This window comes from Streptomyces sp. 7N604 (genome assembly GCF_052245475.1).
GTDB lineage: Bacteria > Actinomycetota > Actinomycetes > Streptomycetales > Streptomycetaceae > Streptomyces.
The window spans coordinates 12,949-36,164 of the sequence record NZ_JBQQBX010000022.1; the positions used below are offsets into that span (position 1 = coordinate 12,949).

Genomic DNA, 23,216 nt, shown 5'->3' on the forward strand with positions numbered 1-23,216 from the left:
GATACCTCCACTCCAGCCACGTGTTCGCTATGCGGCGAGCGCCGCGTGGAACGGCTTTGGTGAGACCTGGGGAGCCGGTTGGGGCGTGCTCGGGCTGTTGCTCGAACTCGAAGGCTGGTTTGGCGCAGGGGACGGACCGGTTGTCGGGGTCGGCGTCGTCCGGCTGCTGCCCGCCGAATCCTGGTCGCCATAGATCTTGTGTAGAACATTGGCGAATCCAACACCCTTGATCACGCCGGTGATGTAATTCCCCTTGCCCCTGGGCTTGTAGGTCTTGCCCAGAGCCTTCGCTCCGAGGATGAATACCTTGTTGGTGAGTTTGACACCGATTCCGTTGAAGAAGTTGTGCCCAATGCCGTCGATTGCTCCAAGGGCCTTCATACCCCTCCCGGCTCCTGGGATCTTCGAGGCGAGCTTGAACCCCTTGATGGCTCCCAGGCCCGGGAACACCCCCAGAACGTCGACACCCAACTTCAAAAGATCGAATTTCCCGCCACGTGCAGTCATGTCGTAGATGTGGCCAGCCAATGCCAGCCCGCTAGAAATCACGGCGAGGGTGGCGAAGATGGGTGCCAAGAACTGCAGGGGTGGGACAAACGCGCAGATGACGGCCAATACTGACAAGACTGCCGAGATGTTGGACAACGTGTCCGCCCAGTCCGCGAGCCAGTTCATGATCCCGCCGGGATCATGAACGCCATCATGATGGACCACATTCTTGATTCTTTTCGCAGCAGCCTTCGCGGCATCGTCACGAATCGTCTTCGCGTGTGCTACACCGCCGTGCGCGGCACGCATGCGATCGGCCGCATCATCGCGCTTCTTCTCGAGCCTGGTGCGCTCGGTGATGTCGTCCTGGCTGGGGGCCTTGCCCTCGTACTTCTCGAGTTTCTTCAGCGCCAGCTTGTGGTCAGTCTCGGCTTCGCGGAAGTCGAGTAGCGCCTTGTCCGCCTTCTTCTGGGCTCGATGGAGTTCGCTCGCATACTCGTTGGACTCGCCCTCGCGGACCTTCGTTCCGAGGGCCTTTGCCGCCTCGTCGTACCGGTCAAAGGCCTTCTTCAGCCTGCCGGCCGCTCCGTCGGCGACCTCGTGGAAGGCACGTCCCGCATCACTGTCCCAGTGTTCGACTGTGGACAACGCTTTGATGTTTCGGGCCTGCGTGTCGATCTCGTCCGCCATGTTGCGCAGATGTCGGCCAAGTCTCGCGACATCGTGGGGGTCTCCAGCGACTGGGTCCCCGTCGTGCAACGGCTCCCAATCCCTCGGACGGTTGCTCACTTCTTCCCCCTGCGCTTCTCTTTGGCGGCATCTCGGAGAGCCTTCTCCAACTCCCGGTCGACCTCGTCGTACTTCTCAGCGGCTGTGGCAGTAGCCTCCGCAAGAGTCTTGATTTCGTCCATCAGCTTCTTACGGGTCTTTTTCCACGTGTCTGAGAACTCGTCGAAAACGTCCCGGAGTTCGGCGTTCCCAAGCGCGTCGCCATAGTCGTCCGCGGGATTACTGTGATTCTTGAACTCTCGGTGAATGATCTTTAGAGATCGTGAGCACTCTTCGATCAAGCCAGTATTCGCCCTGAGCTTGTCACCCATGAGTCAGTCCCCCGTTATCTGCTAGCGGTTGACGGCCTGGACTTCCTGCACAGTGACGTCTGTGGCCGTGCCGAAGGTGCCGTCGGGCAGTTCACCACCTTGGCCGTTGGAACCTTTCCAGGTGATTTTCCAGGTAAGGGTGGCATTGAGCTCGTGCGGCCCGGTGTTGGCCGTGGAGCGGAGGTATGTTATGCCACATGGCGGGGTCTGGTTCTTCTTGTCCGCGGAGTACGGAGTCCCGATGCTGCCGCCCTTGCCGATGAGGCAGTTCCCGGAGCGGGGAAAGACCTCAGCCTCCTCAGTTCCCGGTTCGATGTGGAGACTCGTTGGGGTGGCGGTGGTGGTGGCCCACAGACCGGTGCCAGGGAGGCTTGCGGTGACAGAAACTGGCTTGAATTTTGCGACGTCCAGCCACATCCAAGTCGGCAGATTGACGGTCTGGCGTCCCTCGGGATTCATGGAGACGTCCACTTCCGGAACCTGGGTCTCCTGATAAGCCAACTGTGCAAGCAGTTTGGGGCTGATAGCCTCGGGGACATCAGGGGCGGTGCCCTTGTCCACCCAGAACCAGGGTTTGTCGCACTGTGTGGACCGGGGATCCTTCTTCATCTTGGGGTTCTGAACCCCGATCCACCACATGCCCTTCCCCTCCTTCGCTATGTTGAAGTTCTTGTAGGGCTTTCCATTCTTATAGCGATCCTTGGTCGGGGTGCGAGATTCCTCGGGACCCCCGACACTCTCGGAGATGCTCCACTGGGCTTCCATGACCTTCTTGAAATTCTTCGCAGAGAAGAATGGTTCATACCAGCATGGCGGGGGACTCCAATTGGTTGTAGCTTCGATTGGGCCAGAGGAAGACGTCTTGCCACCCTTCCGAATGAAAGTCACTTTCGAGGCAACATTAGGCCCCTCTGACAATCCGGTCTGGTCACTCTGCTCCGCCTCTCCTTTGCCCTTCCTCGCGTATGCGGGAGAGGCTGTGACGAGGACGGCTGCCATAAGGACAATTCCAATAGCGCGTGCCCTCAACGCTGGCACTCCTTAGCCCCCCGTTCGGACGTGACGAACGTCGTCTGCCATACGCCCGTGGCGTTCTTCTTGAGCCGAGTGTTGTAGAAGACGTAGCTGTCTGCCGACGGAGCTTCCCTGTCGACTTTTCCGGTCTTTCGGTCCTTGTTGAACGCTTGGCTTTCATCCGCGCAGTAGGTGACCGTCGCCGCACCCTTGCCCGACATTGTCACGCTTCGGTCGAAGTAGCGAGTGGTACCGGTGAAGCTAATGCCCTCATCCAGGAAACTCTTGACCCACTTGTAGCCGGAAACTAGAGCGGCATCTGCGGAATAGAAGGACAGCGCTGGGGATTTGAGGTCTGCACGAAGCACGGCATCGTCAATTGAGTTGATGCGGCGCTCGTTGTCCGCCAGGACCGCGTCCTTTTCCGTGTCTCCCGTCTGCCGTTCCTCGAAGATGTTCTTCACGTCCTTTGGAAGGTTGATCTCCGGTCGGTCGATACCGTCGTCGGAAGGGGATGCGCTTGACGATGATGACTCCGACGAACTCTCAGCACCAGCAATCTTGTCGTTGTCGGTGGACTGCGCGTCGTCACTGCATGCAGTCAGGGTCATCGAGGCGGCAACGGCCAAGGCTGCTGCCATGCCCCGGATGCGCGTATGCATAGTCATATTCCGTAAGGTCTGGGGCTGATGTGTGGAAGTGATCGCCCATCAAATGATGGCATAGACACGTAGCGTGATTCGAGGGGGCCGCGAGTGAGCCCCTGACGAGCAGGGACTGCGCCCCTTGAGGTGCGTGGTTTCGTGCCCTTTGTGCGCCTGTTCTGCCCTGGAAGGAGCGACTCATGACGGACTCTCCGCGTATGTGGGTTTAGCTTGGCCCATGCACTCGAGCGACGATTCGGCTACCTCACTCACCTCGGGTCTGGTTCCTTTGCTTCGCCGGGAGAGGAACGTCAAGGACGCCGAGCTGAGCCTGCCGCTGACGGGCGGTCAATACCGTAGTGCCCTCCTGCAGCCTCTCGGTACGCTCGCACTGAGTACGAGACCAGATCGGTTGACTGACAGGAGCGCCGGAAGCATGTTGCCCAAGCGCGTGCAGCGGAACGTGCGAGAACGCCTCGGCATCGAGGCGAAGATCGGCGCGTGGTGCGGGATCGGCAATGTTCCCGAGCCGCCCGAAGAGGTACATGATGCAGCTGGTAGGGGACGCCTGCACCCGGCGCTGATGCGCCCGCTGGCCATGCTGGGGACTGCTCTCTCCTACCCGTTCAAGATCGTGTTGATCCCGCTTGCTTGGCTCGACGATGTCACCAACCGCATCGATGAAACGAGATGGGACCGCGAACAGCGGCAGGCCAAAGCACAGGTGGTTGGACGGCGCGATGCAGCGATTGCTCAAGAGGGCCTCGACAAGGTATTCGACGGCGATTGGGATGGCGCAGCGGGTCAGTTCCTGCTGCGCTGGTACAGCCACTCCTCGCATCACCGGCGGCTGATCCTCTTGGTGGAGGGCCGTATCGTGCTGCTGGCGCCGGCCAAGCGGGTGTCCGTTCGCGTCCCGGAGAGGATGCGGATTGTGGCAGAGATCCCTGTGGGCCAAGCGGTCATCGAAGATCCATTGCTCGGCAGGTACGAGAGCAATAAGCTACGCATGCGCTTCACGGATGGTTCCTGGCTGATCCTCAACACAGAGGAGACGCCCAGTGACATTCATCGTTGGTTGAAGCACCTGAATGAACTCGGCGCGGAAGCGGATCAGGCATCCGAGAACGACGTGGATGAATTGGGTGCGCCTGGCCGTCATCGTCGCCGCTGAGCAGGGGCCTGGTCCGGCCTCCCAGCCCCTGAACCAGCGCATCCCGGCGGCATCGGAACGGACACCTACGCGCTCGCCCAGGCGTGTGCACGCTGCGCCTGCCCCCCACCACAGAAGCCAGTAAGCCTGGACGTTCCTTCCCACTCGTCACCTCGTGCGGATTTCTGCTCCAGTTTGCCGTGGACGGTGATCGAGCCGTAGCTGAAGAGGCCTGTGAGTATCTGCTCGCACCTCAGCGGGATCTCCTCGACGAAGTCCCGCCCCCGTCCAGGCAGTGGGAGCCCGGTTACGAGTACGCCCGAGTGCCTATCTCCGCGGGCGAAGTCCCAGACTCGGGCGCTGAGTGCCGGAACAGCTGACAGATTTCTCAGCGGGTTGGCCTCGCCAGCCGCTTATGGAGCTACGGCGTCCGCTCCGGCCGCGGGTACACCTCGGGACCACAGTTCCTCGGAGTGCTCCATGAAGCGGGAGAACATTCCTCGGTCGTCACATCGTCGCAGATGGAGCAGCGGTGAATCGTGCCCGACGAGCCTCGCCAGATGCGGGGTGACAAGCGCCTCGTCATCGAAGCGGAAGACGGACAAGGAGACGTGGTTCATGGCGTCGACCGGTGCGGAGAACCGCACTTCCAGCCCCTCCACTTCGCCCATCTTGTCCAGCTGTTCCAGGGTCATCCTGATGCGCGTCGAGACCGTGAGGGTGACGTCCTCGATCTCTTCCCGCTGGCGTGTCACCTCTCCGTCGGGGGACCCGAGCAGAAAACGGACTCGGCAGCCACTCTGCGTCTTGCGGCGCAATGCGTCAGGAAGGGCCGGCGCCTGGGTCCACAGGAAGTAAGAAGTGAAGCCACCGAAGAACAGGTCATCGGTCGCATCTGCGATGAGGTCGGCCCACACCGTGGAAGGGCATGCCGAGCGATACGGGTAGCTGTGCACAATTTCTCGGTCATTGCCGGTCTTAAGCCGGTCCTTGACCGCCTTCGGCCACAACATCTCTGCTTCCACTCCCAGCGCCTTGGAGGCGTCTTCCCGGTTTCTGGCGTGCGGGATCAAGTCCTCGTCTGCGATCCAGCGTTCCACCGTCTTGCCGGAGACCCCCACCCGGACTGCCAGCTGCCTAGGCGATAGGCGAGCGCACTCCATAGCTGATCGCAAGGCCGTATTCAAGTCTCCCCCTGCGGACGTTTGGGCGTTCTTCGACCGTAGCGCCCGAAGGGCCCAACCGTCCTGAAAAGGGTGCCGGTATGACCCTCATGGGCCATCAGGCTGTCGTCGTGCAAGGCACCGTGAACGCTGCACGCGGCCTAGGCATGGCCATGGCCCATCTGAATGGAGCAGTCCAACATGCAAGGTCTCATCCATCGCTTCGCCCGTTGGCTGGTTGTGAGCCTCCTCAGCCCGAACGAGATGAGCAGTTCACTGGACACATCCCATCCAGCCGCGCGGGTGCCAGCCTCCCGATCGACGCGCCGCACCTTCATCGAGGCCGCACGGCGACAGCGCCAGGAGGAGACGAGCCAATGAGCTCCGACCGGAAGCCTGACGAGGCCGGTCGTTCCCGGATGACCCTGCGCGTCTACACCGCCAGCCGCGACGGAGTCGTGACCGCGCGGCGGGCACTGGTTCGCGTTGCAGCAGGCCAAAACACCGACGTCTACGCGCTCGCCCAGGCGTGGCCGCCCTGCGCATGCCCCCGCCACAGGGGCTGTAGGTAGCCCCTGCTCAGCACGGAACCGCCTGTCCCTCCGCGCGAGTCATTACGGCGTTCCCGGGCCGCTATCGGAGGCGCTCTCGACGAGATGCAGCAACAGGGCGGCCGCGGTCTTGACTTCCATGGTCTGGCCCGGCAAGACGAAGCCACCCGCATGGTTGCCCCACCCCGGCGAGACGTTGTACTGGGTGCCATTGACCAGCAGGGACAATGTCTGGCCACGGGTGAAGCGCACCGGTGATGCGGTGACGGAGGACAACGGGGCGCTTTCGATTGGCTGTTGGTCAGACCCGAGCAGCGTCAGCGTGGCGTTGTCCACGGTTACATAGCCTTGCTGGGCGAGGGGCGCAGCCCCTTGCCGATCTGCACTTGGTCGAAGACATACTCGGGCTCGCTCATGGCAGTACCGGTGCTTTCACGTGTGGGGACGGCGGATGGGGGGCGGAGCGACGATAGACCTAGGCATCCTGTTGGCATGACTTACTCCCCCTCGCACCCGAGTACTCGGTTACCTGCCACTCCCCGGCGCTGCCCTTCTCGAGTACCGTTCGAATCTCGATGAAGGAGTCCAGGTTGGGCTGGGCCCTGTCGACCTTGCCGCTCTTCACGTCCTTGTCGAATGCCTTGCTCTGATCCTCGCAGAAGGTCACGAGCGCCTTCTTACCGTCCTGTGACATCACGGCTCGGCCGTAGAACCGGTCGGTTCCCGTGATCGTCGTGCCGCGCTTCTTGTATTCGGCGAAGACGGCCCGGAATTTGTCCGCGGCTTCGTTCTGCCAGTAGCGGTCGAAGTTTTCCGTGGCCTCCGCTTTGGCGTATGCCTCCTGCATCGCCATCAGCGCGTAGCCGTGGTCCTTCAGGACCTCGTCCTTGGGCTTGTCACCGGTCTTGTCGTCGTCGATGACCACCTTGACGTCCGGTGGCAGGTCGAACTTCGGCGCGCCCTTCTCCTCCGTGGATGAGGCGGCCGTCTGCTGGTCCGGCTTCTGTGCGTCCGCGATCTCGTCACCCGCCCTGCCACCGTCGTCGCCGCTCCCGCAGGCAGTCGCCAGCAGCAGGACTCCAGCCACGGCCACAACCGCGGCGCTCACGAATCGGATCTTCATTGAGCAAGCACTCCCAGTGCCTTCGCGGGTGGAGCGGTCAACGGACGATGGTCTGGATCTCCTTGACCGTGACGTCCTCCTCGTACACCGACAGCCCGTCCGGCAGGGCCGGCTGCTGAGGGGCGTCGTCGGGGTTGGCCGAAGCGGTCCAGTGGACGTCCCAGACGATCTCGGCCTTGAGGGGGTACGTGCCGTCGCCCGAGGACTTCTTGTACTGGATGTTGCAGTCCGAGCCCGCGCTGTCGACCTTGTAGCCGCCGTCGCCCTTCACCATGTCGTACTCGCAGGTCCGCGGGTCGGCGTACTCCGTACCGGCGTCGATACGCAGCTTGCTGGGCGTGGCGACGGTGGTCGCTGCGATGTTCACGCCGGCTTGGGGGTTGTTGAGGCTCGCGGTGACCCATACGCGGTCCAGCGGTTGGGCGAACTTGACCTGGGTGTCGAGGTTGACCACCTGCTTGTCCGGACCGGGGCGCAGCTCCACCGGCGGGGCGGGCAGCTTGGTTCGGTCGTACGCGAGGCCGGCGAGGATTTCGGGGTCGATCGCCCCTTCGGGGGGTGCGGGGTCCTGAGGTTCGACCCAGATCCAGAGCTCACCGATGTCGCACTCCCGGGGCGACATCACCGGGGTCCGCTCCCACCACATCCCCTTCTTGCCCTTGTGAGCGTCGGTCTCCTCTTGCCGACGGTCCGCCGTGTCGTGGTCGATGCCCTCGAACGGGCCCTTGCCCTCGAGTTCTTTGTTGTGCTTGGCCAGTTCCTCGTTGGTGTACCGCGGCTCGAACCAGCACACCGGCGGGGACCAAGAGCCGCTGGAGCTGGTCATCGGCTTGCCGTTGCCGTTGTTCGTCACTTTGAACTGGACCTGGGAGCCGATGGCGCCGTTGCCGCTCTGGGGTGCCGTCTGACCGTCCTTGCCCCTCCTCTCCCAATCTGCCACTGCCTCTCCGGCAGTCCAGGTGGTGATCCCCCACAGCAGAGCGAGCGCGAAACCGACTCCTGCTGAACGCTGCCTCAGGCATCCTGCTGGCATGACCTGCTCCCCTCCAGGCGCTGCTCGTCGATGACTTGCCATTCGCCCGTGCTGCTCTTCTTCAGTTGTGCACGGAGCTCGACGAAGGATTTCAGGCTCGGCTTGGTCTTCTCGACCTTCCCAGTTTTCACAATCTTGTCGAAGATCTGGCTCTGGTCCTCGCAGAAGGTGACGAGCGCGCTGTTACCCTCGACAGACTTGACCTCGCGGCCGTAATAGCGGTCAGTCCCGGTGACCGTGGCGCCATCGTCCTTGTAGATCTTGAAGTTCGCAACGTATTTAGCGTGAACTCCATCCGCCCAATAGCGGTTGAAGTTGTCCGTCGCCTCGCCCTTGGCGAAGGACTCCACCATCCCCATCAGCGCGTACCCGTGGTCCCTCAGGACCTCGTCCTTGGCCTTGTCACCGGTCTTGTCGGCATCGACGACGACCTTGACATCTGACGGCAGGTCGAACTTCGGCGCGCCCTTCTCCTCCGGGGACGGGGACGCCGACTCCTTCTCCTCCTTCTGCGCGCCCGCGATCTCGTCGTTGGCCTTGCCGCCGCCGTCGTCGCTCCCGCACGCTGTCGTCAGTAGCAGGACTCCCGTCGCCGCCACGGCCGCGGCGCTCACGAATCGGATCTTCATGGGGTAAGTACTCCCAGTGCCTTCGTGGTTGGTTTGAAGGTGAGTCGGGTCCAGGGGAGATCAGGGTAGTCAGCCAGTGTCACGAAACCCCCGTCATCCTGTGCGGACTTCGGCACGGGCCTCGCCATGGACCGTGATCGAGCCGTCGTAGAAGAGACCCGTCAGGATGGGCTCGTACGTCAGCTGGACCTCCACCTCGACGAAGTCGACGTCGCCGTCCAGGCAGCGGGAACCGGCGATGTCGGCGCCCGAGAGGCCGACCTCGCGGGCGAAGTCCTGGACGCGGGCGCCGCAGTTCTGGTAGTTGATCGGGGCCTGGCCCCCGCGGCCTTCGCGGAGGGCCTCCTTGTCGAGGTCCTGGGCGGCGTAGCGGGCGGCCTGTTCTGCGATGTCGGCCGCGCGCTCGCGCTGGGAGATCGACAGGCCGCCGTCGATGACGAACGCGGCGAGGGTCAGGAACAGCACCGCGAAGATGATGACAGCGGCCGCGCCCGAGCCGCGGTCGTCCAGGCGAGTGCGGAGCGTGCTCAGGCGGGCGGATACGGCGGCGCGGACTCGGGCCGGGTACGGGCCCGGTGCGGCGGCGCGGGTACGGGCGGGGGCCGGGGCCGATACGGCCTTCAGGGTCTTCACGCCGCTCACGCTGCCCTCCGGAACGGGTCGAGGGGGGACGTCGAGCGGCCCGTCAGCTTCGTCGGGATGTCCAGACCCAGCATGCCGAGGCCTCGGATCTGGCAGCTGACCTCGACCGTGAAATAGCCTCCCGGCTGGAAGCCCGGGCTCGTCTTCACCACGTCGACGCCGCCCGCGCACACGTCCGCGAGATCGGACTCCGCGACCTTCCGCGCCTCCGCCATGGCGATCCCCTGCTCCTTCTGGATCGACCCTGCGCGGGCGGCGTCGCGTGCCGCTCCGTCCACCGCGCCGCGGCCGTCGACCAGTTGGCCGAAGGCCACCAGCACCAGAATGAACATGATCATCACCGGTGCGAGGATGACCACCTCGACCGTCGACAGGCCTGAGTCTCCTGCATCACGTGGGCCCCCGGCCCGTTCGGCTTCGGCCCGTACGGCTTCAGCCCGTACGGCCTCAGCCCGTTCGGCTTCGGCCCGTACGGCTCCGACCCGTCCGGCTCCCGCCCGTTCGGCCTCGAGCACCTTCGCCTCGTCCATCGTCCTCAGCCCTCAGTCCTCGACGAATCGCTCGACCGGGCCCCGCGACTGCGCGTACACGGTCAGGTCAAGACCGGGGAAGACCGTCGGCACGTTCGCCTCGACCTCCACGCCCACCGTGTTCGCCGCCGGGGCGATGGGGCTGGTCTGCGGGCCGATGAGCAGGTTCGGGCCGAGCTGTTCGATGTAGTCGTCGGCCTTGGACTTGGCCATGCCGCGCCAGCCGCCCGGGTTCTCGTCCGCCTGGGCGCGGGCCTCGCGCGCGCCCGCCTGGGCCGCCGCCTGGGCGACGTGGTCCGCGAAGAAGTACAGCGCGAACTGCACCGTCGCGAAGATCATGAAGAACAGCACCGGCGTCAGGAGCACGAACTCGATGGCCGTCATGCCCCGGTCGTCCGTACCCCGGCCGCCCGAACCCCGGCCGCCCGAACCCCGGCCGCTGCCGCCCGTACGACCACCCGCGCAGCACCGGCGTACGCCCACGCCGCTGTCGCCGCGGGCGGCCTCCAGTCTGCGTCGCACGGCATGGCGCGCCCGTGCCTTGGTGCGTCTCATGATTCGAGTCCCCGTTAAAGCCTGGTGAGTTCAGCTGTCAGTTCAGCCGTGAGTTCAGCTGTCAGTTGAGCCGTACGCCGCGTCAGCAGGTCTTGCTCGCGCTGGCGCCCTTGATGCAGTCGCCGACCTTGTTCGCGCCGTCGCTCAGCGCGGTGTTGATGATGGCGGCGACCACGCCGACGATCGCGACCACGACCGCCGAGATGATCACCCACTCCACCGCCGAGGCGCCGCGGTCCAGCTCACCCGAGCGGGCGCGCTCGACGCGCCCCCGCAGGAAGGTGACCAGGAAGTCGACGGCCGGGTGGTGGCCCAGTCCGCTGAGCCCGCCGAAGCCGAATCGAGATCCGGAGTTCATGGTTCGTGTGTCCTCTCAAATGGGTGGGGAAGCAGGGAAAATCGGACCGTTTCAGACCTGGAACACGCGCATCGCCGCCGGAAAGATCAGGAACACCAGAAAGCCTGCGCACAGCAGCAGTTGCGCCACGAGCATCGACTGCGATTTCTCACCGGCCGCCCCCTCGATCTCCGCCAGTTCCCGGTGCCGCATCGTCTCGGCACGCGAGGCGAGCGACTCCCGCACCTTCGCGCCGTCGTCGGCGACGAGCGCCAGCGACGACGAAAGGTCCTTCAGTTCTTCCACGCCCAATTCCCCGCCGAGGTTCCCGAGCGCCTGCCACTGACTCGTACCCGTGATACGCGCGTCCGCAAGGCAGTTGCGGACGCGCCGCAGCGCCCAGCCGTCGCTGACCTCGGCCGCCGCCATGAGCGCCTCGGGCAGGCCGCGCCCGCCCGCGAGGTTCATCGAGACCAGGTCCAGGTACGCGCCGACGACGCGCCGCAGGTCACGCCGCTTGTCCGCCGCGTCCCGCCGTACCTCCAGGTCCGGCAGCATGAAGAAGATGCCCGCGAAGACCAGCGCCAGCCAGATCGGGATGACCGGGCTGCTGCCGACGCCGAGCGTCCAGATGACCGCGAAGACCAGCGGGCCGAAGAAGAGGCCCACCGCGCTCAGCAGCACCTTCGTGGCCAGGAACGACTCCCAGCTGCGGCCGAGGACGGCCAGGTCGGCGCGCAGCGACCGCTGCTCCCACCCCTGCTGGAGGTAGATCTCCGCGACTCGCTGTCCGACGCGGGCCCGCATCGGGCCGAGCCTGCCGCCGCCGTCCCCTGCCTGATCACCACCGGCGTACGTCGCGCCGCGAGCCCGCAGCGCGTCGATCTGCGCGACGGTCGACACCGAGCTGCGCCGGGAGGGCATCATGGCCCGCAGCAGTACGTAGAGCCCGAGGCCGAGTACCGCCCCGATCAGCACCGTCTCGGTCATCGCGACGCCACCTCCTCATGTGCGGACTGCTGCGGATGCCCCGAGCGCGGCCGTACGAACGTGACCGCCGGCTGCTCCCGCGTCAGGAAGCGGTCCGGAGTGTCGATGCTGGAGAGCTTGCGCAGCCACAAGAAGCCCATCGCGAACAGACCGCACACGCACGCCAGGACCAGCTGCCCGACCGCCGTGCCGTACGGGGCCACGAAGTCCCGGTTGAAGACGGAGAGTCCGAGGACGAAGGCGATGGAGACGCCGACGACGATCTGCACGCTGCGCCGGGTGCTGGACCGCTGTGCCATCACACGCTGCCGCATGTCGACCTCCTCGCGCGCCGACTTGGCGAGCGCGCCGAGGACCTCGCGCAGACCCGGGCCGCGCAGCCGCGCGTTGAGGATCAGCGCGGCGATGATGATGTCGGCCGACGCGTCGTCGATCTCGTCGGCGAGGTGCTGGAGTGCGTCGGGCAGCGGCGTACGGGAGCGCAGCCGGTCGACGAGCGAGTCGAGGTGCGGCCGCAGCGCGGGCGTGGCGGCGCGCGCGGACGCCGGAATGGCCTGTTCCAGGCCGACGGCGCCCGCGATGGTGTCGCGCAGCGACTCGGTCCAGGACGCCAGGCCCTCGACACGGCGCATCGCGGCCCGCTCCTCCGCCGCCCCGCCGAACAGCTTGTCCCAGGTGAAGACAAGGATGCCCGCGGCGATGCCCGCGACGGCCCAGCGGGTCAGCAGCAGAACCAGCAGGCCGGCGCCGGCGGCGATGGAGCCGCGGCGGGAGGCGAACCGCGCGAGCTCGGCGGCCCGTTCGCTCGCCTTGGCCTTCTCGTGCTCGGGCTTGGCGGGCAGTCCGCGCACCGCCGCGATCAGCAGCGCGAGGCCGCCGCCCGCGACGACGCCGCACAGCAGCGCGTACAGCACGGGAAGCGAGAAGAACCCGCCCATGGAAGAAATGGAGTTCATACGCGCTCAGTTCACCCCCAGGTCCCGGTCGGCCGGTAGCCGTGGACGGTCAGTTCTTCGAGGCAGGCGATGGGCGCGTGCGGCACGATCCGCCCGTCGGGCGTTTCCGCGAACACCTCGCTGGACAGCACGCGGCCGTCGACGCCGTTGACCTCGCGGATGGAGGTGACGGTACGGCGCAGCCGCCCGCCGCTCTCGTAGTTGTTGCGGCGCTCGATGAAGACGACGAAGTTGATCGCGCCGGCGATGAGCATCTGGCTGGCCTCGATGGGCAGCCGCTCGTTCGCCTGGAGCGCGTAGGTCGAGATGCGGTTGAAGACCTCGCTCGAGCTGTTCGCGTGGATCGTGGACAGCGAGCCGTCGTTGCCCTGCGACATCGCGTTGAGCATGGTGACGATCTCGTCGCCGAGGACCTCACCGACGATGACGCGGGAGGGGTTCATACGGAGCGAACGCCGCACGAGCTCGGCCATGCTGATCGCGCCCTGCCCCTCGGAGTTGGGCAGCCGCTCCTCGAACGCCACGACGTTCGGGTGCAGGTCGTGGAAGGTGTCGAGGCCGAGCTCGAGCGCGCGCTCGACGGTGATGAGGCGCTCGTGCGGCGGGATCTCGTTGGCGAGGGCGCGCAGCAGCGTGGTCTTTCCCGCGTTCGTGGCGCCCGCGATCATGATGTTCTTGCGGGCGCGCACGGCGCAGGCGAGGAAGTTGCCGATCTCGGGGGTGAGCGTGCTGTTGCCCACGAGGTCGGACATGAAGACCTTGCCCATGCGGGCGCGGCGGATGGAGAGGGCCGGGCGCCGGGTGACGTCCATGACGGCCGACAGACGCGAGCCGTCCGGGAGCCTGAGGTCCAGCTGCGGGTTGGCCGAGTCGAACGGGCGGGAGGAGAGGCCGGAGTAGGCGCCGAGGACCTGGATGAGCTCGATGAGCTCCTCGTCGGTCTCGGCGACGGCGTCGCCTCGCACCTCGCGGCCGTCCGCGTAGCCGACGAAGACCTGGTCGCAGCCGTTGATGTCGATGTTCTCGACCTCGGGGTCGTCGAGCAGCGGCTGGAGGCGGCCGACGCCGAAGAGGGCGGCGTGCACGGCCGCGGCGTACGCCTCCTCGGTCTCGGCGTCGAGCGGCGTACGCCCGTAGTTGATCTCGGAGCGGGCGTGCTCCTCGAGTATCTGGGCTATGACGGCGCGCGCGTACTGCCGCTCGTCCTCGGTCGACATGGGCGCGACGCCGGACGTCTGGTCCATACGGCGCTGCTCGGCGATGCGGTCACCGGCCTCCTGCCGGAACCGCTTGACGAGGGAGTGGTCGACGGCGCTGCGGGACTGCTGCCCCGCGGAGCCGTTGAGAGTACGGCCCCGCCCCATGGTGTGACCGGTGCCGCTCACCGGACCACCCCTGCGGAGCCGGTGGGCGGCGGCGCGGAGCCGCCGCCGGGCATGGGACCGGAGGCGCCGCCGTGCGCGGCCGGGCCGCCCGGCATCGCGCCGGGACCGACGGGGCCGGCCGGGCCGCCGTGCGCTGCGGCGCCGCCGTACTGCATGGTGCCCTGGCCGCCACCCGGCGCGGCCGAACGGCCGCCCGGCGCGGGCCGACCGCCGCCGTGGCCGGGCTGGCCGGATGGGCCTGGCTGGCCGGAGTGGCCGGGCTGGCCGCCGCCGTGGGTGCTGCCGTAGCCGGCCGGCCCGCCCGGTCCGCCGCCCGGCATGGGCCGGCCACCGCCGTGCGTGGACGGGCCGCCGCCATGCGCGGACGGGCCGACGGGGCCGGGCATCGCGGACGGCCCGGCCCACGCGGCGCCGAACTGCTGGTGCAGATCGCTCGCCACCTTGCGGGCGGAGCGGATCAGCAGCGACTTCTCCAGCCTGCCGCGCTTGCGGCCCGCCAACTGGTCCGCCCCTGCGGGGTCGTGGGCGATGACGCCGACGACGCGGGCGCCGGTCTGCGAGGCGACGAGCATGTCGTTGACCTGGCCCGCGATCCGGGTGTTGCCCGGGTCGGCCACGAGCAGCACGCCGATCAAGGGCAGCCCGAGCTGGGCGGCGCCGCGGTGCGAGCCATGCAGCTTGGCGGACAGAGCCGCGGCCCGGTCCCGTATCCGGGCCAGGTGCTCCGGCTCCGTACGGGCGACCAGGAGTACGAGCGCGGCCTGCGGGAACATGTCGATGCTGGGCGAATCCGGGCCGATCCTGCCGCAGTCGGCCACCACGTCGGCAGCGCCGTGCGCGGAGTCGGCGAGCCCGGTGAAGGCGCGGCCGAGGGTCGGCCAGAGCCCGGCGAGACCGGCGGCCTGCTCCGAGCTGCTGAGACCGACCAGCACCTCGAGCCCGCCCGACATGGGCTGGGCGTGGTCCCAGAGCTGCTCGGCGGCGAGGCCGCGGCGGGCGGTGGCGGCGACGGAGAGCATGCCGAGGTTCGGATCGAGCGGCCCGCCGTGCGCGGCGGCACTGCGGTACACGAGGTCCCCGCCCGCCTGGTCCGCCTCGGCCAGCAGCACGCGCCGCGGCCAGACGGCGGAGAGCGCCACGGCGGTGGTGGTGACGCCGGGCGAACCCTTGTCGGCGGCGAGAGCGATGAGCGCCATTGTCCTTTTGTCCCTGTCCCCTAGCTGCGCCGGGTGGGCTCGGTGCCCCCCAACACCCTTGTCAACTGGCGCTCTTCGGCACGCGTACGACGGCGACCTCACCGGCGGAGGCGGAGGGCGTCAGCACCCGCGCCTCGTCCGCGGTGACCAGGACGGAGACGGGGAGGTCGCCGCTGCTGATGGTCTCGCCGCTGGTCTCGGTCACTTCGCTGACCCGGGCGCTCGCCACGAGCAGATTGTCGGCTGCGGTGCCGGATCCGGTGTCCGAGTCGGAGCCGCTGGAGCCGGACTCCCTGGCGGCATCGCTGCCGACGCGGTAAAGGGCCACTGTGTCACCGGCCTTGAGGCCCTTCGGATACTGGCCGTCCTTGAGGGAGAGGCCGACGAGGGCCTTGCCGTCGGCGATGTCCGGCTTGCCGGTCAGCATCGACCCGACGAGCAGCGAACCCTCGGTGAGATCGGTGGCGGCCCAGTACTCGGTGCTGAGCAGATCGCGCTGATCCCATGTCACGTATTGCACACCGGAATCCTTGGCGACCATCACGGATTCCACCGCGCTCTGCGGGACGCGCTTTCCGGCCGGCACCGGCTCCGTAACCTTCACAACTTCAATACGTTCTCCGGCGCGCAGCACCAGAACCGTGGTGCCGAGGGCACCGATCAGGATGAGCAGCACGGCGAGGGCAGCCAGCGCCGGCTTACGCTCGCGGGGTGCCGTAGGAAGCCTGTCCCCAACCGGCTGACCAGCTCCGGAAGCCCTGTGACTCCCCGCCCCCGCACGCTCCTGGACCTTCACGTCACCCGTCCCCGCAACTCAAGTCAACATTCGGGCATCTACGCCAAATCAGCCCCACCCGGCGCGAATACTCAGCTGGCGTGAGGCTGTCAAGTCATCGCACCGTATCAGCAGCACATAAGCGCCTCAAGGCGAGCCATTGATCGTGAAACGATGCAGGGAGCGGTCGTTATCGGGCCGCAAACCCTCAGCTGCGATCAGCTTGCGCATCCATGCCATTATCTGGGCGCGTGAGGGAGCTTCACGGGGACGGGGACGGGGGGAGCAGGGTGCGGGTTCGCGGAGTGCGGTTGCGCGGAGCGCGGGTGCATCCGGCGCGCGGGGTACGGGCCGGACTTGCCGCGGTCGGGGCGTGGCTGGCCGTTCTGACGACGGGCACCGGTGCCGCGCTCGCCGCACCCGCCGAGTCCGGGCCGACAACGTCCGTACGGGCAGAGTCCGTACGCGCCGAGTCCGGGCGTGCCGAGTCCGTACGCGCCGAGTCCGCTCGCGACGAGTCCGGGCGGCCCGACCGCGCCCAAGTCGCGTACCTCGCCGGGCAGCTCCGCCGTAACCCGATCCACATCAGCGACCAGATGCCCCGCGAACTCGCCCGCTCCGCCGCCCCGGTGCTCGCCGGGGCCGCCGAGCGGCTCGGCGGGCCGGTGTACGTGCTGGCGCTGCCGGTCGGGATCGCGGACGTACCGGACGAGAAGCTGCTGGACGCCGTGCACGCGCGGCTCGGGCGGGACGGCTTGTACATCCTGCTGGACGAAAGCAGCGTGGGCGCCGCACGCCCCTACGGGATCGGCATTTCCGCCGAGGAGGCCGCCGACGCCGCGTACGCCGTCTCGTACGAAATGCCCTACGACGCGGGCGCCGAGCGGAGCTTCCGGCGCTTCGTCGAGATCCTCGACTCGGGGAAGGCACGGCAGCGCTACGAAGCGGCGCGAGTGAAGTACGACCACGACTCCGGCGAGGAGCCCGCCGCCCTGCACACCTCCCCCACCGACCGCAAGAACCAGAGCTTCGTAACCGGGATCGCGCTGGCGGGAGTTCCGGTGCTGCTCCTGGTGCTCGCTCCGTACGTGCGGCACTGGCGCCGGACCCTCCCCGCCCCCTCGGAGGAACGGGGGAACCAGGCATGAGCAGCAGACTCCGTACGCGCGCCGGCGCGGCCGCACGGCCCGGCACACGGCCCGCGTCCCGCCTCGGCCCGTTCCTCGCCGCCGTGTTGGCCGCGGCCGTCGCGTCCGCCGTCCTCATCGCGCTGGCCGCGCAGTGGCGGTTCAACGACACCTCGTCCAGCGACAGCACCCCGCCCACGGCCGCCGACATGACCGCCCGCACCGAACGGGTCTCGGAGGGGCTGCGCCGCGGGCCGCTCTACACCGACCCCGAGAGCCCCGACCCGTTCACTGCCGCCGAGCGCTCCGCGCTGCGCGACCGTATCGAGAGACTGGACGTGCCTGTCTACGTCGCCGCTGTGCCGTCCTGGCCGGACGACGAGTCGGCGGGCGACAGCCTGCTGTTCGCGCAGCGCCTCCACGACGAGACGCGGCGCGACGGCCTGTACGTCGTGGCCGACCCCCTCGACGGCGACATCGAACTCGTCAACTACGGGGCGAGACTGGACACCGCGTCTCTCCAAGCCGTCCCCGACGCCATCACCAGCCCCGGCTACGACGACCCCTCCGACGATCTGAAACTGGCCGAACGGCTCGGCAAGCTCGTGTCGTACATCGCCAAAGCCCCGGCCGGACCTGCCGGTTCGCCGCCGTACGAGCCGCCTGCCGCGCCCGATCCGATCGCCGAGGACACCCTGCCGGGGCTGTTCTCCGGGGACTTCGTGCCGGGCGTGGTGCTCGGTGCGTTCGGCGCACTCGCGCTCGGCGGGCTGACGGTCCCGGTGCTGTGGGGCGTACGGCAGTACCTGATCGGCCGTGCGGCGACTCGTACGCGTGGCGGCGTGCGGCTGCGCAAGGGCGCGGAGGAGCCTGCGACCCCGTACGGCAAGCTGCTGCGCCGCGCCGCGGGTGCCGTGGCGGGTGTCGCCGGTCTCGTCCTCGTGACCCTGGTCGCCACCGTCCCGGAGGGATTCGGGCTCGGGAGCTCACCCGCGCTGTTCGAGGCCATTTCCGACCAGGACCGGGCGCTGGAGGCGATCATCGTCGGCTGGTATCTGCTCACGGTCCCGATCGCCGGTCTGCTGCAGACGCCCGTCGCTCGCTACCGGCGCGCCCGGATCGGCACGGGCTGGGCGCTCATCGCCGCGTACTGGGCCGTGGGGCTCCTGGTGGCCGTCGGCGCGTGGTACGCGGAAGGCGCCTTCCCCGCTCATGGAGGCAGCGGCAAGAGCGGCGGCCTGTTCGGCGCGGCACTGGCCCTGATCCTGGGCGTGCCGGCCACGTACGCCTGCTCCGGCGCCGTCTTCCTGCGCCCGCGCGCTCCACGGCAGGCCGAGGGGGCGGGGCCCGGGGCAGGGCTGGGGGCAGGGCCGCGGCCGGGGCTGGGGGAACTCGTTCGTGGGCAACTGACCATGGTGGCGCTGGGCGTCTTCGGATTCTGCGGCGTGTTCGGCGGCATGGTCAGCGCGGCGCTGACGATTCCGAGGGAGGGCGCGCTGGCGATGTTCTGGCCCGGCGCGGCCTGGGGCGGGGCACTCGGCGCGGCTCTCGCGCTGGCGCTGTGCGGGGTCGCGGAGCGGGGCGGTGGCGAGGCGCGGGCGGAACGGCGCCGCGCTCTGCTGGGAAACGCGGCACGCCTGGCCCGTATCGGCGGCCTGATCTTCGCCGTCGCGCTCGGCATCGCGCAACTGGGCTGGTTCCTGCCGCCTTTGGCGATCGGCCTGGGGGCGATCCCGGCGGTGGTCGCGACCCTCGTGCTGCTGGCGAAGTACACCCGCGCCCGCAGCTGGTTCAGCTTCACACTGCCGGACCCGCCGAAGGCTCCGTCGGACTGAGCGGGGTCGACCGCAGCCCGAGACCGAGAGACGCTGAGGAACGCCCTTCTTGGGCCGCTCTTGGGCCACCGAGCAGCTGCGGCTATCCTCAGCGAGCCCGCGGCCCCTCATGCAGAGGACACCGAACGATTATGGCCAATCCGCCCCCGGCCTCGCGCGCGCAGCAGGCACAGCAGCAACGGACGCAGAAGTCATCGCTGGGAAAGCTCGGATTCACCCTGAGCCTCTTGCTCGTTCTGGCGATCATGACCGCGGCCGCGATCGGTGGAATGCGGGTCATGGTCGTCGCGAATACCGGACTTCTGTCCGCTGTCCTACCGGAGGACGGCCGCGGGGCCACGGTGGTCGGAGGCCTGGCGTTCGGGGCACTGGCAGGGATGCTCGTGCCCGTGATTCTGCTGTCCGTCGTCAAGCCGGATGCCCACGGTGACCGTGTCTCCCTTCAGCAGGGGACCTGGCGACTCCTGGGCGTCGCGTGCATCACGATCTACCTGGCTGCGGTGTCGGTGCTCGTTGCACAGCTGGGTTGGCTGCTTCCCGAGAATGTGACGACTGCCCTGGCCGTCCCGCTGATTGGTCTCAGCTGGCTTCCGGCCGCCGTCCTCGCCTCATCGGACCGTTTCAAGGCATCCGGTCTGGGACGTCTGCTGCCGAAGTCACGCAAGACGGGCTGAAGCCGCGATCTCGTCGGCCATCGCCGTGAGCGCCTCACCGAGCTCAGGGGTGTCCCAGGTCATCACAAGTTCAAGGGCGGTCCCAGGGAACTGGCTGGGCAGGACATAATGCGCGACGCCTTCCAGCACCTTCGTGGAGTCGCTCTCCGGATCGGTCGGTTCCATCCTGTGCACGCGTAGAGCCGGTCCGAGGGGCAACGCGACTTCGGTGAGGCGTGGCAGCAGGAAAAAAGGGCCTTCGATCTGTTCTGCCTCGGCCCGCAGCACCTCCAGGCGGCAGGACTCGATGGGAATCCTGAGTTCACGGACGTGGAGGAGGGCGATGGAGGGGCCTCGGGCGGGTGCCAAGACACCCGCCGACAGCGCCCGTCTGGCCCGAGCGACCTCCGCCAAACGCATCAGGTCCTGGGCGAAGGCGTAGTGGAACCGGCGCTCGGCGTCCTCGCCCAGGTGTCGACGTGCCGTATCTTGCGCCCATTCCTGGGGAGCCTCGGAGTTCAGGTCGAGGACCAGCCAATTGTCCGGCTCGGGCAACGACACGGTGCACGTCTCCCAGCCCGATACGTCCGTCGTGTGCGCCACCGCTCACCTCCCTGCCAGTGAACTGTCAGCGCCGGTGACGTCGAGGCCGGACCGGCCCAGCAAGAATTCGTTGACGACCGACCCTGAGACGTCCTGGGCGGCGTTCACAGCGCTGACCGTATCCGAGGTGCCCCCGACGGTCATGGCTCCCATTGACAGCCCGCTGAATACCGCTGTCTGGCGGAAGGCGTTCGGAGTTCCGATCTCGGCCAGCGTCGCGGGGCTGATGGCCTTGATCCTGCCGAACTCGTCCACCATTCCGGGACCGGCGTACATGTTGCCGACGCCTCGCAGGCCGCCTGCTTGCCACGCGTCTTTGAGCGCACCGAAGTTGCCTCTGACATCGCCCAGAACACGAAGGTTTCCACGGATCGTGGCGAGATCATCCGTGAATCCCCCTCGCAGGCCTCGGAAAGCGGCGCCGAACGACACGTTCGGCGGCGCGGCGTCCCAGCTTCGCGCACCGGCCCGCCTGCCCACCATCTCGACCACACGCATCCGGCGCTGCGCCGAGTTCAGCTGCGGCGCGGTTGTCCGTACGAAACGGTTGGCCGCGTCCCACACCTTGCTGCGCCCCAGAGTCGCGGCGAGCTTGGAGGCGCTGGAGAAGACCCGCCCGATACCGAACGTGGCCAGTCCCAGGACGTCCATCGCCACATCCGTCCACTCGGCATCACCATTGATGAAGAGCAGCAGGTGGCAGACGAGGGAGATGGCCGTGGCGACGAGGGCGATGGTCCCCAGGACGCCCGCGATGGCCTGGCCGATCACGGGTATCCAGCCGACCAGGAGCGAGACGATGCCGCAGAATGCAGCGATCACTCCCGCAACATTCGCAATGACATTCAGCGCATCCCGAAGCTCGTCCAGCCAGGAGTCGTTGAGGTCGTCCCCCTCCGTGACGTCATGGATCAGCTTCGCCGCGGCATCTCCCGACTCCTTGTGCCGCGTCTTCAGCTTCCCGAGCTTCGCCCGCAAGTCGTCCAGCGCTCCCTGCGCTGTATCGGCCTTGTCGTCGAGGTCCTTCTGGCCCTTTTGGTCCGTCCCCTTCGGGGGGTTGTCCGCCTTCCGCCGGGCGGCCGTGACCTCGCCCGCCGCCGTCTCGGCCTGCTCGAGCAGCCGGTCGGCCTCGCGCTGGATCTCCTCGAGATCGGTGTAGTAGTCCTTGAGGGCCTTGCCGGCCTCGTCGTACCGCTTGTGGGCCTTGCTGACGGTGTCCGCGGTCTCCTTCGCCTTCTCGGCGAACTCCTTGCCCGCATCGGAGTCCCAGCTCTTGAGGTCGCCGAGGCGGCGCAGCGCGGCGGCGGTCTTCGAGATCGTCTCCGCGGTCTTGGTGAAGCGGGTGGACAGCGACTTGAGGTCGTGGACGTCTCCGGGTACGGGGTCGGAGTCCTCGCCCAGCGGCTCCCACTTCCAGTCGGCGGGCCTGCTCACTTCTTCCCGCCCTTTCCGCCGTCCTTGCCGTCCTTGCCCTTGCCGAGAAGGGCCTTCATCAGCTCGGTGTCGATCTGCTCGTACGCCTCACCGGCCTTCTCGGCGACCTCGCCGAGGCCCTTGATCTCCTCGATCATTTTGGTGCGGTTGTCGTTCCAGCCGTCGGAGAAGTCCTGCAACCGCTCCTGGAGCAGCTGGTGCCCGACGGTGCGGCGGTCGTAGACGTCCATCAGCTTGTCGAGCCCCTCGAACTCGGTGGCAACGGTCCGCAGCCCGCTGCCAGCGGTCCGCAGGTCCTCGGTGGACACTTTCAGCTTCTCGCCCACGCCGATTCCCCGTTCTCGTTCTCGTTGTTGTTGTCGTCGTTGTTGTTGTCGTCGTTGTTGTTGTCGTTGTCGTTGTCGTCGTGGTCATGGTTCGGCCAGCGGAGCGTGCCCGCCACGGCATCGAACAGCTCGGCCATCGCGTCGGCGATCGGCTCCAGCGGAGTACTGAAGGTCAGCATCAGCGTCTCGTCACGCCGCGGCACGGGTACGAAGTATTCGACGACAGTGTCCGCGAACTCCGTTCCCAGACGCTTCGATTCCCTGCTTCGCTCCGTGCGCCGCCGCCGCGCCGCGGCCCCAGCAGCCGGCAGCTTCACGGGCTCCACCTCGCCCTGGCCTTCTCTGGCCAGCGCGGCGACGGTGTCGAGCGCACGGAAGCGCTCCTTCACGACGGACACCAGGAGAGAGGCCGAAAGCGGCACTCCTCTCACGTCCATGAAGGAGAGGTAGAGGACCACCCCGCCCTTGTCGGCCCCCGCTTCCGCGGCTCCGCGCAGCAGCTCTTCGGACTCGCGGCGCAGGATGGGCTGATCGTCGACGCCCTTGAACTGCCGGTCGATCAGAGCTCGTACGGACGCCTCGCGCCGCTCCGGCGGCTGCAGCGGGATGCGGTACCAGTCCTCAGGGGTGAGCAGACCGAAGCCGCTGCCCCTGCGCGGGCGCGCGGGATCCCCGTCGGATCCCGGCTGATGTGTCATGCGTCGCCTCCGCGCCGTCCGATGGGCGGCCCGTCCATACGCCTGCTGGGGGCCAGGGCCGAGCGTCACCCGGCCGCTGGGCGAGTCACTCTACGGGAATGTTTTCGGCCACGCAGCCGCGCTGTTGCCTCGCTCTGCCGGGGTCGGCGACGGCTTGGTTCGGCTCGATGGGGTGCGGGCCGCGGGCACCGTCCTTGAGACCGTCCGCAGCCTCCACGGCCGCCTCCGCGACCTCGCCCCGGCTCCTCGCCGTGGCCGCGGAGGGCCGCCACTCC

Annotated in this window: 25 protein-coding genes and 1 pseudogene; 4 read left to right on the plus strand and 22 right to left on the minus strand. The window is 67.5% G+C overall.

What is annotated here, in order from left to right; genetic code table 11:
* Positions 1-27: 27 nt before the first annotated feature.
* The 4 genes from ACTWP8_RS23835 to ACTWP8_RS23850 form a co-directional block, all read right to left on the minus strand.
* Positions 28-1,278: a putative T7SS-secreted protein gene (locus ACTWP8_RS23835; protein ID WP_443324174.1), complete on the minus strand. Its 1,251-nt coding sequence runs from the start codon at positions 1,276-1,278 to the stop codon at positions 28-30.
* Positions 1,275-1,589, minus strand: coding sequence for a hypothetical protein (locus tag ACTWP8_RS23840; protein ID WP_443324175.1), 315 nt, complete (start codon positions 1,587-1,589; stop codon positions 1,275-1,277). Before ACTWP8_RS23840 ends, ACTWP8_RS23835 begins: the two co-directional genes overlap by 4 nt.
* A 21-nt stretch (positions 1,590-1,610) precedes the next feature.
* On the minus strand, positions 1,611-2,354 hold the full coding sequence (locus tag ACTWP8_RS23845; RefSeq protein WP_443324176.1) for a hypothetical protein: 744 nt from the start codon (positions 2,352-2,354) through the stop codon (positions 1,611-1,613).
* A gap of 260 nt (positions 2,355-2,614) precedes the next feature.
* Positions 2,615-3,271 carry a hypothetical protein gene (locus ACTWP8_RS23850; protein WP_443324177.1) on the minus strand — a complete coding sequence of 219 codons (657 nt, stop codon included), beginning with the start codon at positions 3,269-3,271 and terminating at the stop codon, positions 2,615-2,617.
* Between the two features lie 412 nt (positions 3,272-3,683).
* On the opposite strand from ACTWP8_RS23850, the gene ACTWP8_RS23855 reads away from it, so the two are divergent.
* Complete coding sequence (locus tag ACTWP8_RS23855; RefSeq protein ID WP_443324178.1) at positions 3,684-4,421, plus strand: hypothetical protein; 738 nt, start codon at positions 3,684-3,686, stop codon at positions 4,419-4,421.
* A gap of 392 nt (positions 4,422-4,813) precedes the next feature.
* Here the strand turns inward: ACTWP8_RS23855 and ACTWP8_RS23860 are convergent, their stop codons facing one another.
* The 14 genes and pseudogenes from ACTWP8_RS23860 to ACTWP8_RS23925 all read right to left on the minus strand — a co-directional run bounded on the left by ACTWP8_RS23860 (position 4,814) and on the right by ACTWP8_RS23925 (position 16,166).
* Positions 4,814-5,413 (minus strand): XRE family transcriptional regulator, encoded by a 600-nt coding sequence (locus ACTWP8_RS23860; RefSeq protein WP_443324267.1) that lies wholly within the window; start codon positions 5,411-5,413, stop codon positions 4,814-4,816.
* 764 nt (positions 5,414-6,177) lie between these two features.
* Positions 6,178-6,450 carry a hypothetical protein gene (locus ACTWP8_RS23865; protein WP_443324179.1) on the minus strand — a complete coding sequence of 91 codons (273 nt, stop codon included), beginning with the start codon at positions 6,448-6,450 and terminating at the stop codon, positions 6,178-6,180.
* Positions 6,451-6,589: 139 nt separating this feature from the next.
* A complete protein-coding gene (locus ACTWP8_RS23870) occupies positions 6,590-7,222 on the minus strand; it encodes a hypothetical protein (protein WP_443324180.1) in 633 nt (210 codons plus the stop codon).
* 52 nt (positions 7,223-7,274) lie between these two features.
* Positions 7,275-8,177 (minus strand): hypothetical protein, encoded by a 903-nt coding sequence (locus ACTWP8_RS23875; protein ID WP_443324181.1) that lies wholly within the window; start codon positions 8,175-8,177, stop codon positions 7,275-7,277.
* 74 nt (positions 8,178-8,251) lie between these two features.
* Positions 8,252-8,899, minus strand: a complete 648-nt coding sequence (locus ACTWP8_RS23880) for a hypothetical protein (RefSeq protein ID WP_443324182.1) — start codon at positions 8,897-8,899, stop codon at positions 8,252-8,254.
* 93 nt (positions 8,900-8,992) lie between these two features.
* Positions 8,993-9,430, minus strand: a complete 438-nt coding sequence (locus ACTWP8_RS23885; protein ID WP_443324268.1) for a TadE/TadG family type IV pilus assembly protein — start codon at positions 9,428-9,430, stop codon at positions 8,993-8,995.
* 107 nt (positions 9,431-9,537) lie between these two features.
* Positions 9,538-10,071, minus strand: a complete 534-nt coding sequence (locus ACTWP8_RS23890) for a TadE/TadG family type IV pilus assembly protein (protein ID WP_443324183.1) — start codon at positions 10,069-10,071, stop codon at positions 9,538-9,540.
* 12 nt (positions 10,072-10,083) lie between these two features.
* On the minus strand, positions 10,084-10,626 hold the full coding sequence (locus tag ACTWP8_RS23895; protein WP_443324184.1) for a TadE family protein: 543 nt from the start codon (positions 10,624-10,626) through the stop codon (positions 10,084-10,086).
* Positions 10,627-10,708: 82 nt separating this feature from the next.
* A complete protein-coding gene (locus ACTWP8_RS23900; protein WP_443314370.1) occupies positions 10,709-10,984 on the minus strand; it encodes a hypothetical protein in 276 nt (91 codons plus the stop codon).
* Positions 10,985-11,035: 51 nt separating this feature from the next.
* Positions 11,036-11,953, minus strand: coding sequence for a type II secretion system F family protein (locus ACTWP8_RS23905; protein WP_443314371.1), 918 nt, complete (start codon positions 11,951-11,953; stop codon positions 11,036-11,038).
* Positions 11,950-12,909, minus strand: coding sequence for a type II secretion system F family protein (locus ACTWP8_RS23910; protein WP_443314372.1), 960 nt, complete (start codon positions 12,907-12,909; stop codon positions 11,950-11,952). Before ACTWP8_RS23910 ends, ACTWP8_RS23905 begins: the two co-directional genes overlap by 4 nt.
* An 11-nt stretch (positions 12,910-12,920) precedes the next feature.
* The gene (locus tag ACTWP8_RS23915) at positions 12,921-14,273 is read right to left on the minus strand and encodes a CpaF family protein (RefSeq protein WP_443324269.1); all 1,353 of its coding nucleotides are present in this window, start codon (positions 14,271-14,273) and stop codon (positions 12,921-12,923) included.
* Between the two features lie 350 nt (positions 14,274-14,623).
* Positions 14,624-15,490 (minus strand): annotated as a pseudogene (locus tag ACTWP8_RS23920) (hypothetical protein); the annotation flags it as partial.
* Between the two features lie 61 nt (positions 15,491-15,551).
* Positions 15,552-16,166, minus strand: coding sequence for a hypothetical protein (locus tag ACTWP8_RS23925; RefSeq protein WP_443324185.1), 615 nt, complete (start codon positions 16,164-16,166; stop codon positions 15,552-15,554).
* Positions 16,167-16,591: 425 nt separating this feature from the next.
* On the opposite strand from ACTWP8_RS23925, the gene ACTWP8_RS23930 reads away from it, so the two are divergent.
* The 3 genes from ACTWP8_RS23930 (at position 16,592) to ACTWP8_RS23940 (ending at position 19,901) form a co-directional block, all read left to right on the plus strand.
* Positions 16,592-17,413 carry a hypothetical protein gene (locus tag ACTWP8_RS23930; RefSeq protein WP_443324186.1) on the plus strand — a complete coding sequence of 274 codons (822 nt, stop codon included), beginning with the start codon at positions 16,592-16,594 and terminating at the stop codon, positions 17,411-17,413.
* Positions 17,410-19,227: a hypothetical protein gene (locus ACTWP8_RS23935; protein ID WP_443324187.1), complete on the plus strand. Its 1,818-nt coding sequence runs from the start codon at positions 17,410-17,412 to the stop codon at positions 19,225-19,227. Before ACTWP8_RS23930 ends, ACTWP8_RS23935 begins: the two co-directional genes overlap by 4 nt.
* Positions 19,228-19,358: 131 nt before the next feature.
* Positions 19,359-19,901, plus strand: a complete 543-nt coding sequence (locus ACTWP8_RS23940) for a hypothetical protein (RefSeq protein WP_443324188.1) — start codon at positions 19,359-19,361, stop codon at positions 19,899-19,901.
* Here the strand turns inward: ACTWP8_RS23940 and ACTWP8_RS23945 are convergent.
* The 4 genes from ACTWP8_RS23945 to ACTWP8_RS23960 are packed head-to-tail and all read right to left on the minus strand — an operon-like array spanning position 19,884 to position 22,941.
* Entirely contained in the window at positions 19,884-20,441 is a 558-nt protein-coding gene (locus ACTWP8_RS23945) for a hypothetical protein (RefSeq protein ID WP_443324189.1), read from the minus strand. The genes ACTWP8_RS23940 and ACTWP8_RS23945 overlap by 18 nt on opposite strands.
* A gap of 45 nt (positions 20,442-20,486) precedes the next feature.
* Positions 20,487-21,917 (minus strand): hypothetical protein, encoded by a 1,431-nt coding sequence (locus ACTWP8_RS23950; RefSeq protein WP_443324190.1) that lies wholly within the window; start codon positions 21,915-21,917, stop codon positions 20,487-20,489.
* Positions 21,914-22,243: a hypothetical protein gene (locus ACTWP8_RS23955; RefSeq protein ID WP_443324191.1), complete on the minus strand. Its 330-nt coding sequence runs from the start codon at positions 22,241-22,243 to the stop codon at positions 21,914-21,916. Before ACTWP8_RS23955 ends, ACTWP8_RS23950 begins: the two co-directional genes overlap by 4 nt.
* Complete coding sequence (locus tag ACTWP8_RS23960; RefSeq protein ID WP_443324192.1) at positions 22,228-22,941, minus strand: hypothetical protein; 714 nt, start codon at positions 22,939-22,941, stop codon at positions 22,228-22,230. The genes ACTWP8_RS23955 and ACTWP8_RS23960 overlap by 16 nt, the downstream gene beginning before the upstream one ends.
* Between the last annotated feature and the right edge of the window lie 275 nt (positions 22,942-23,216).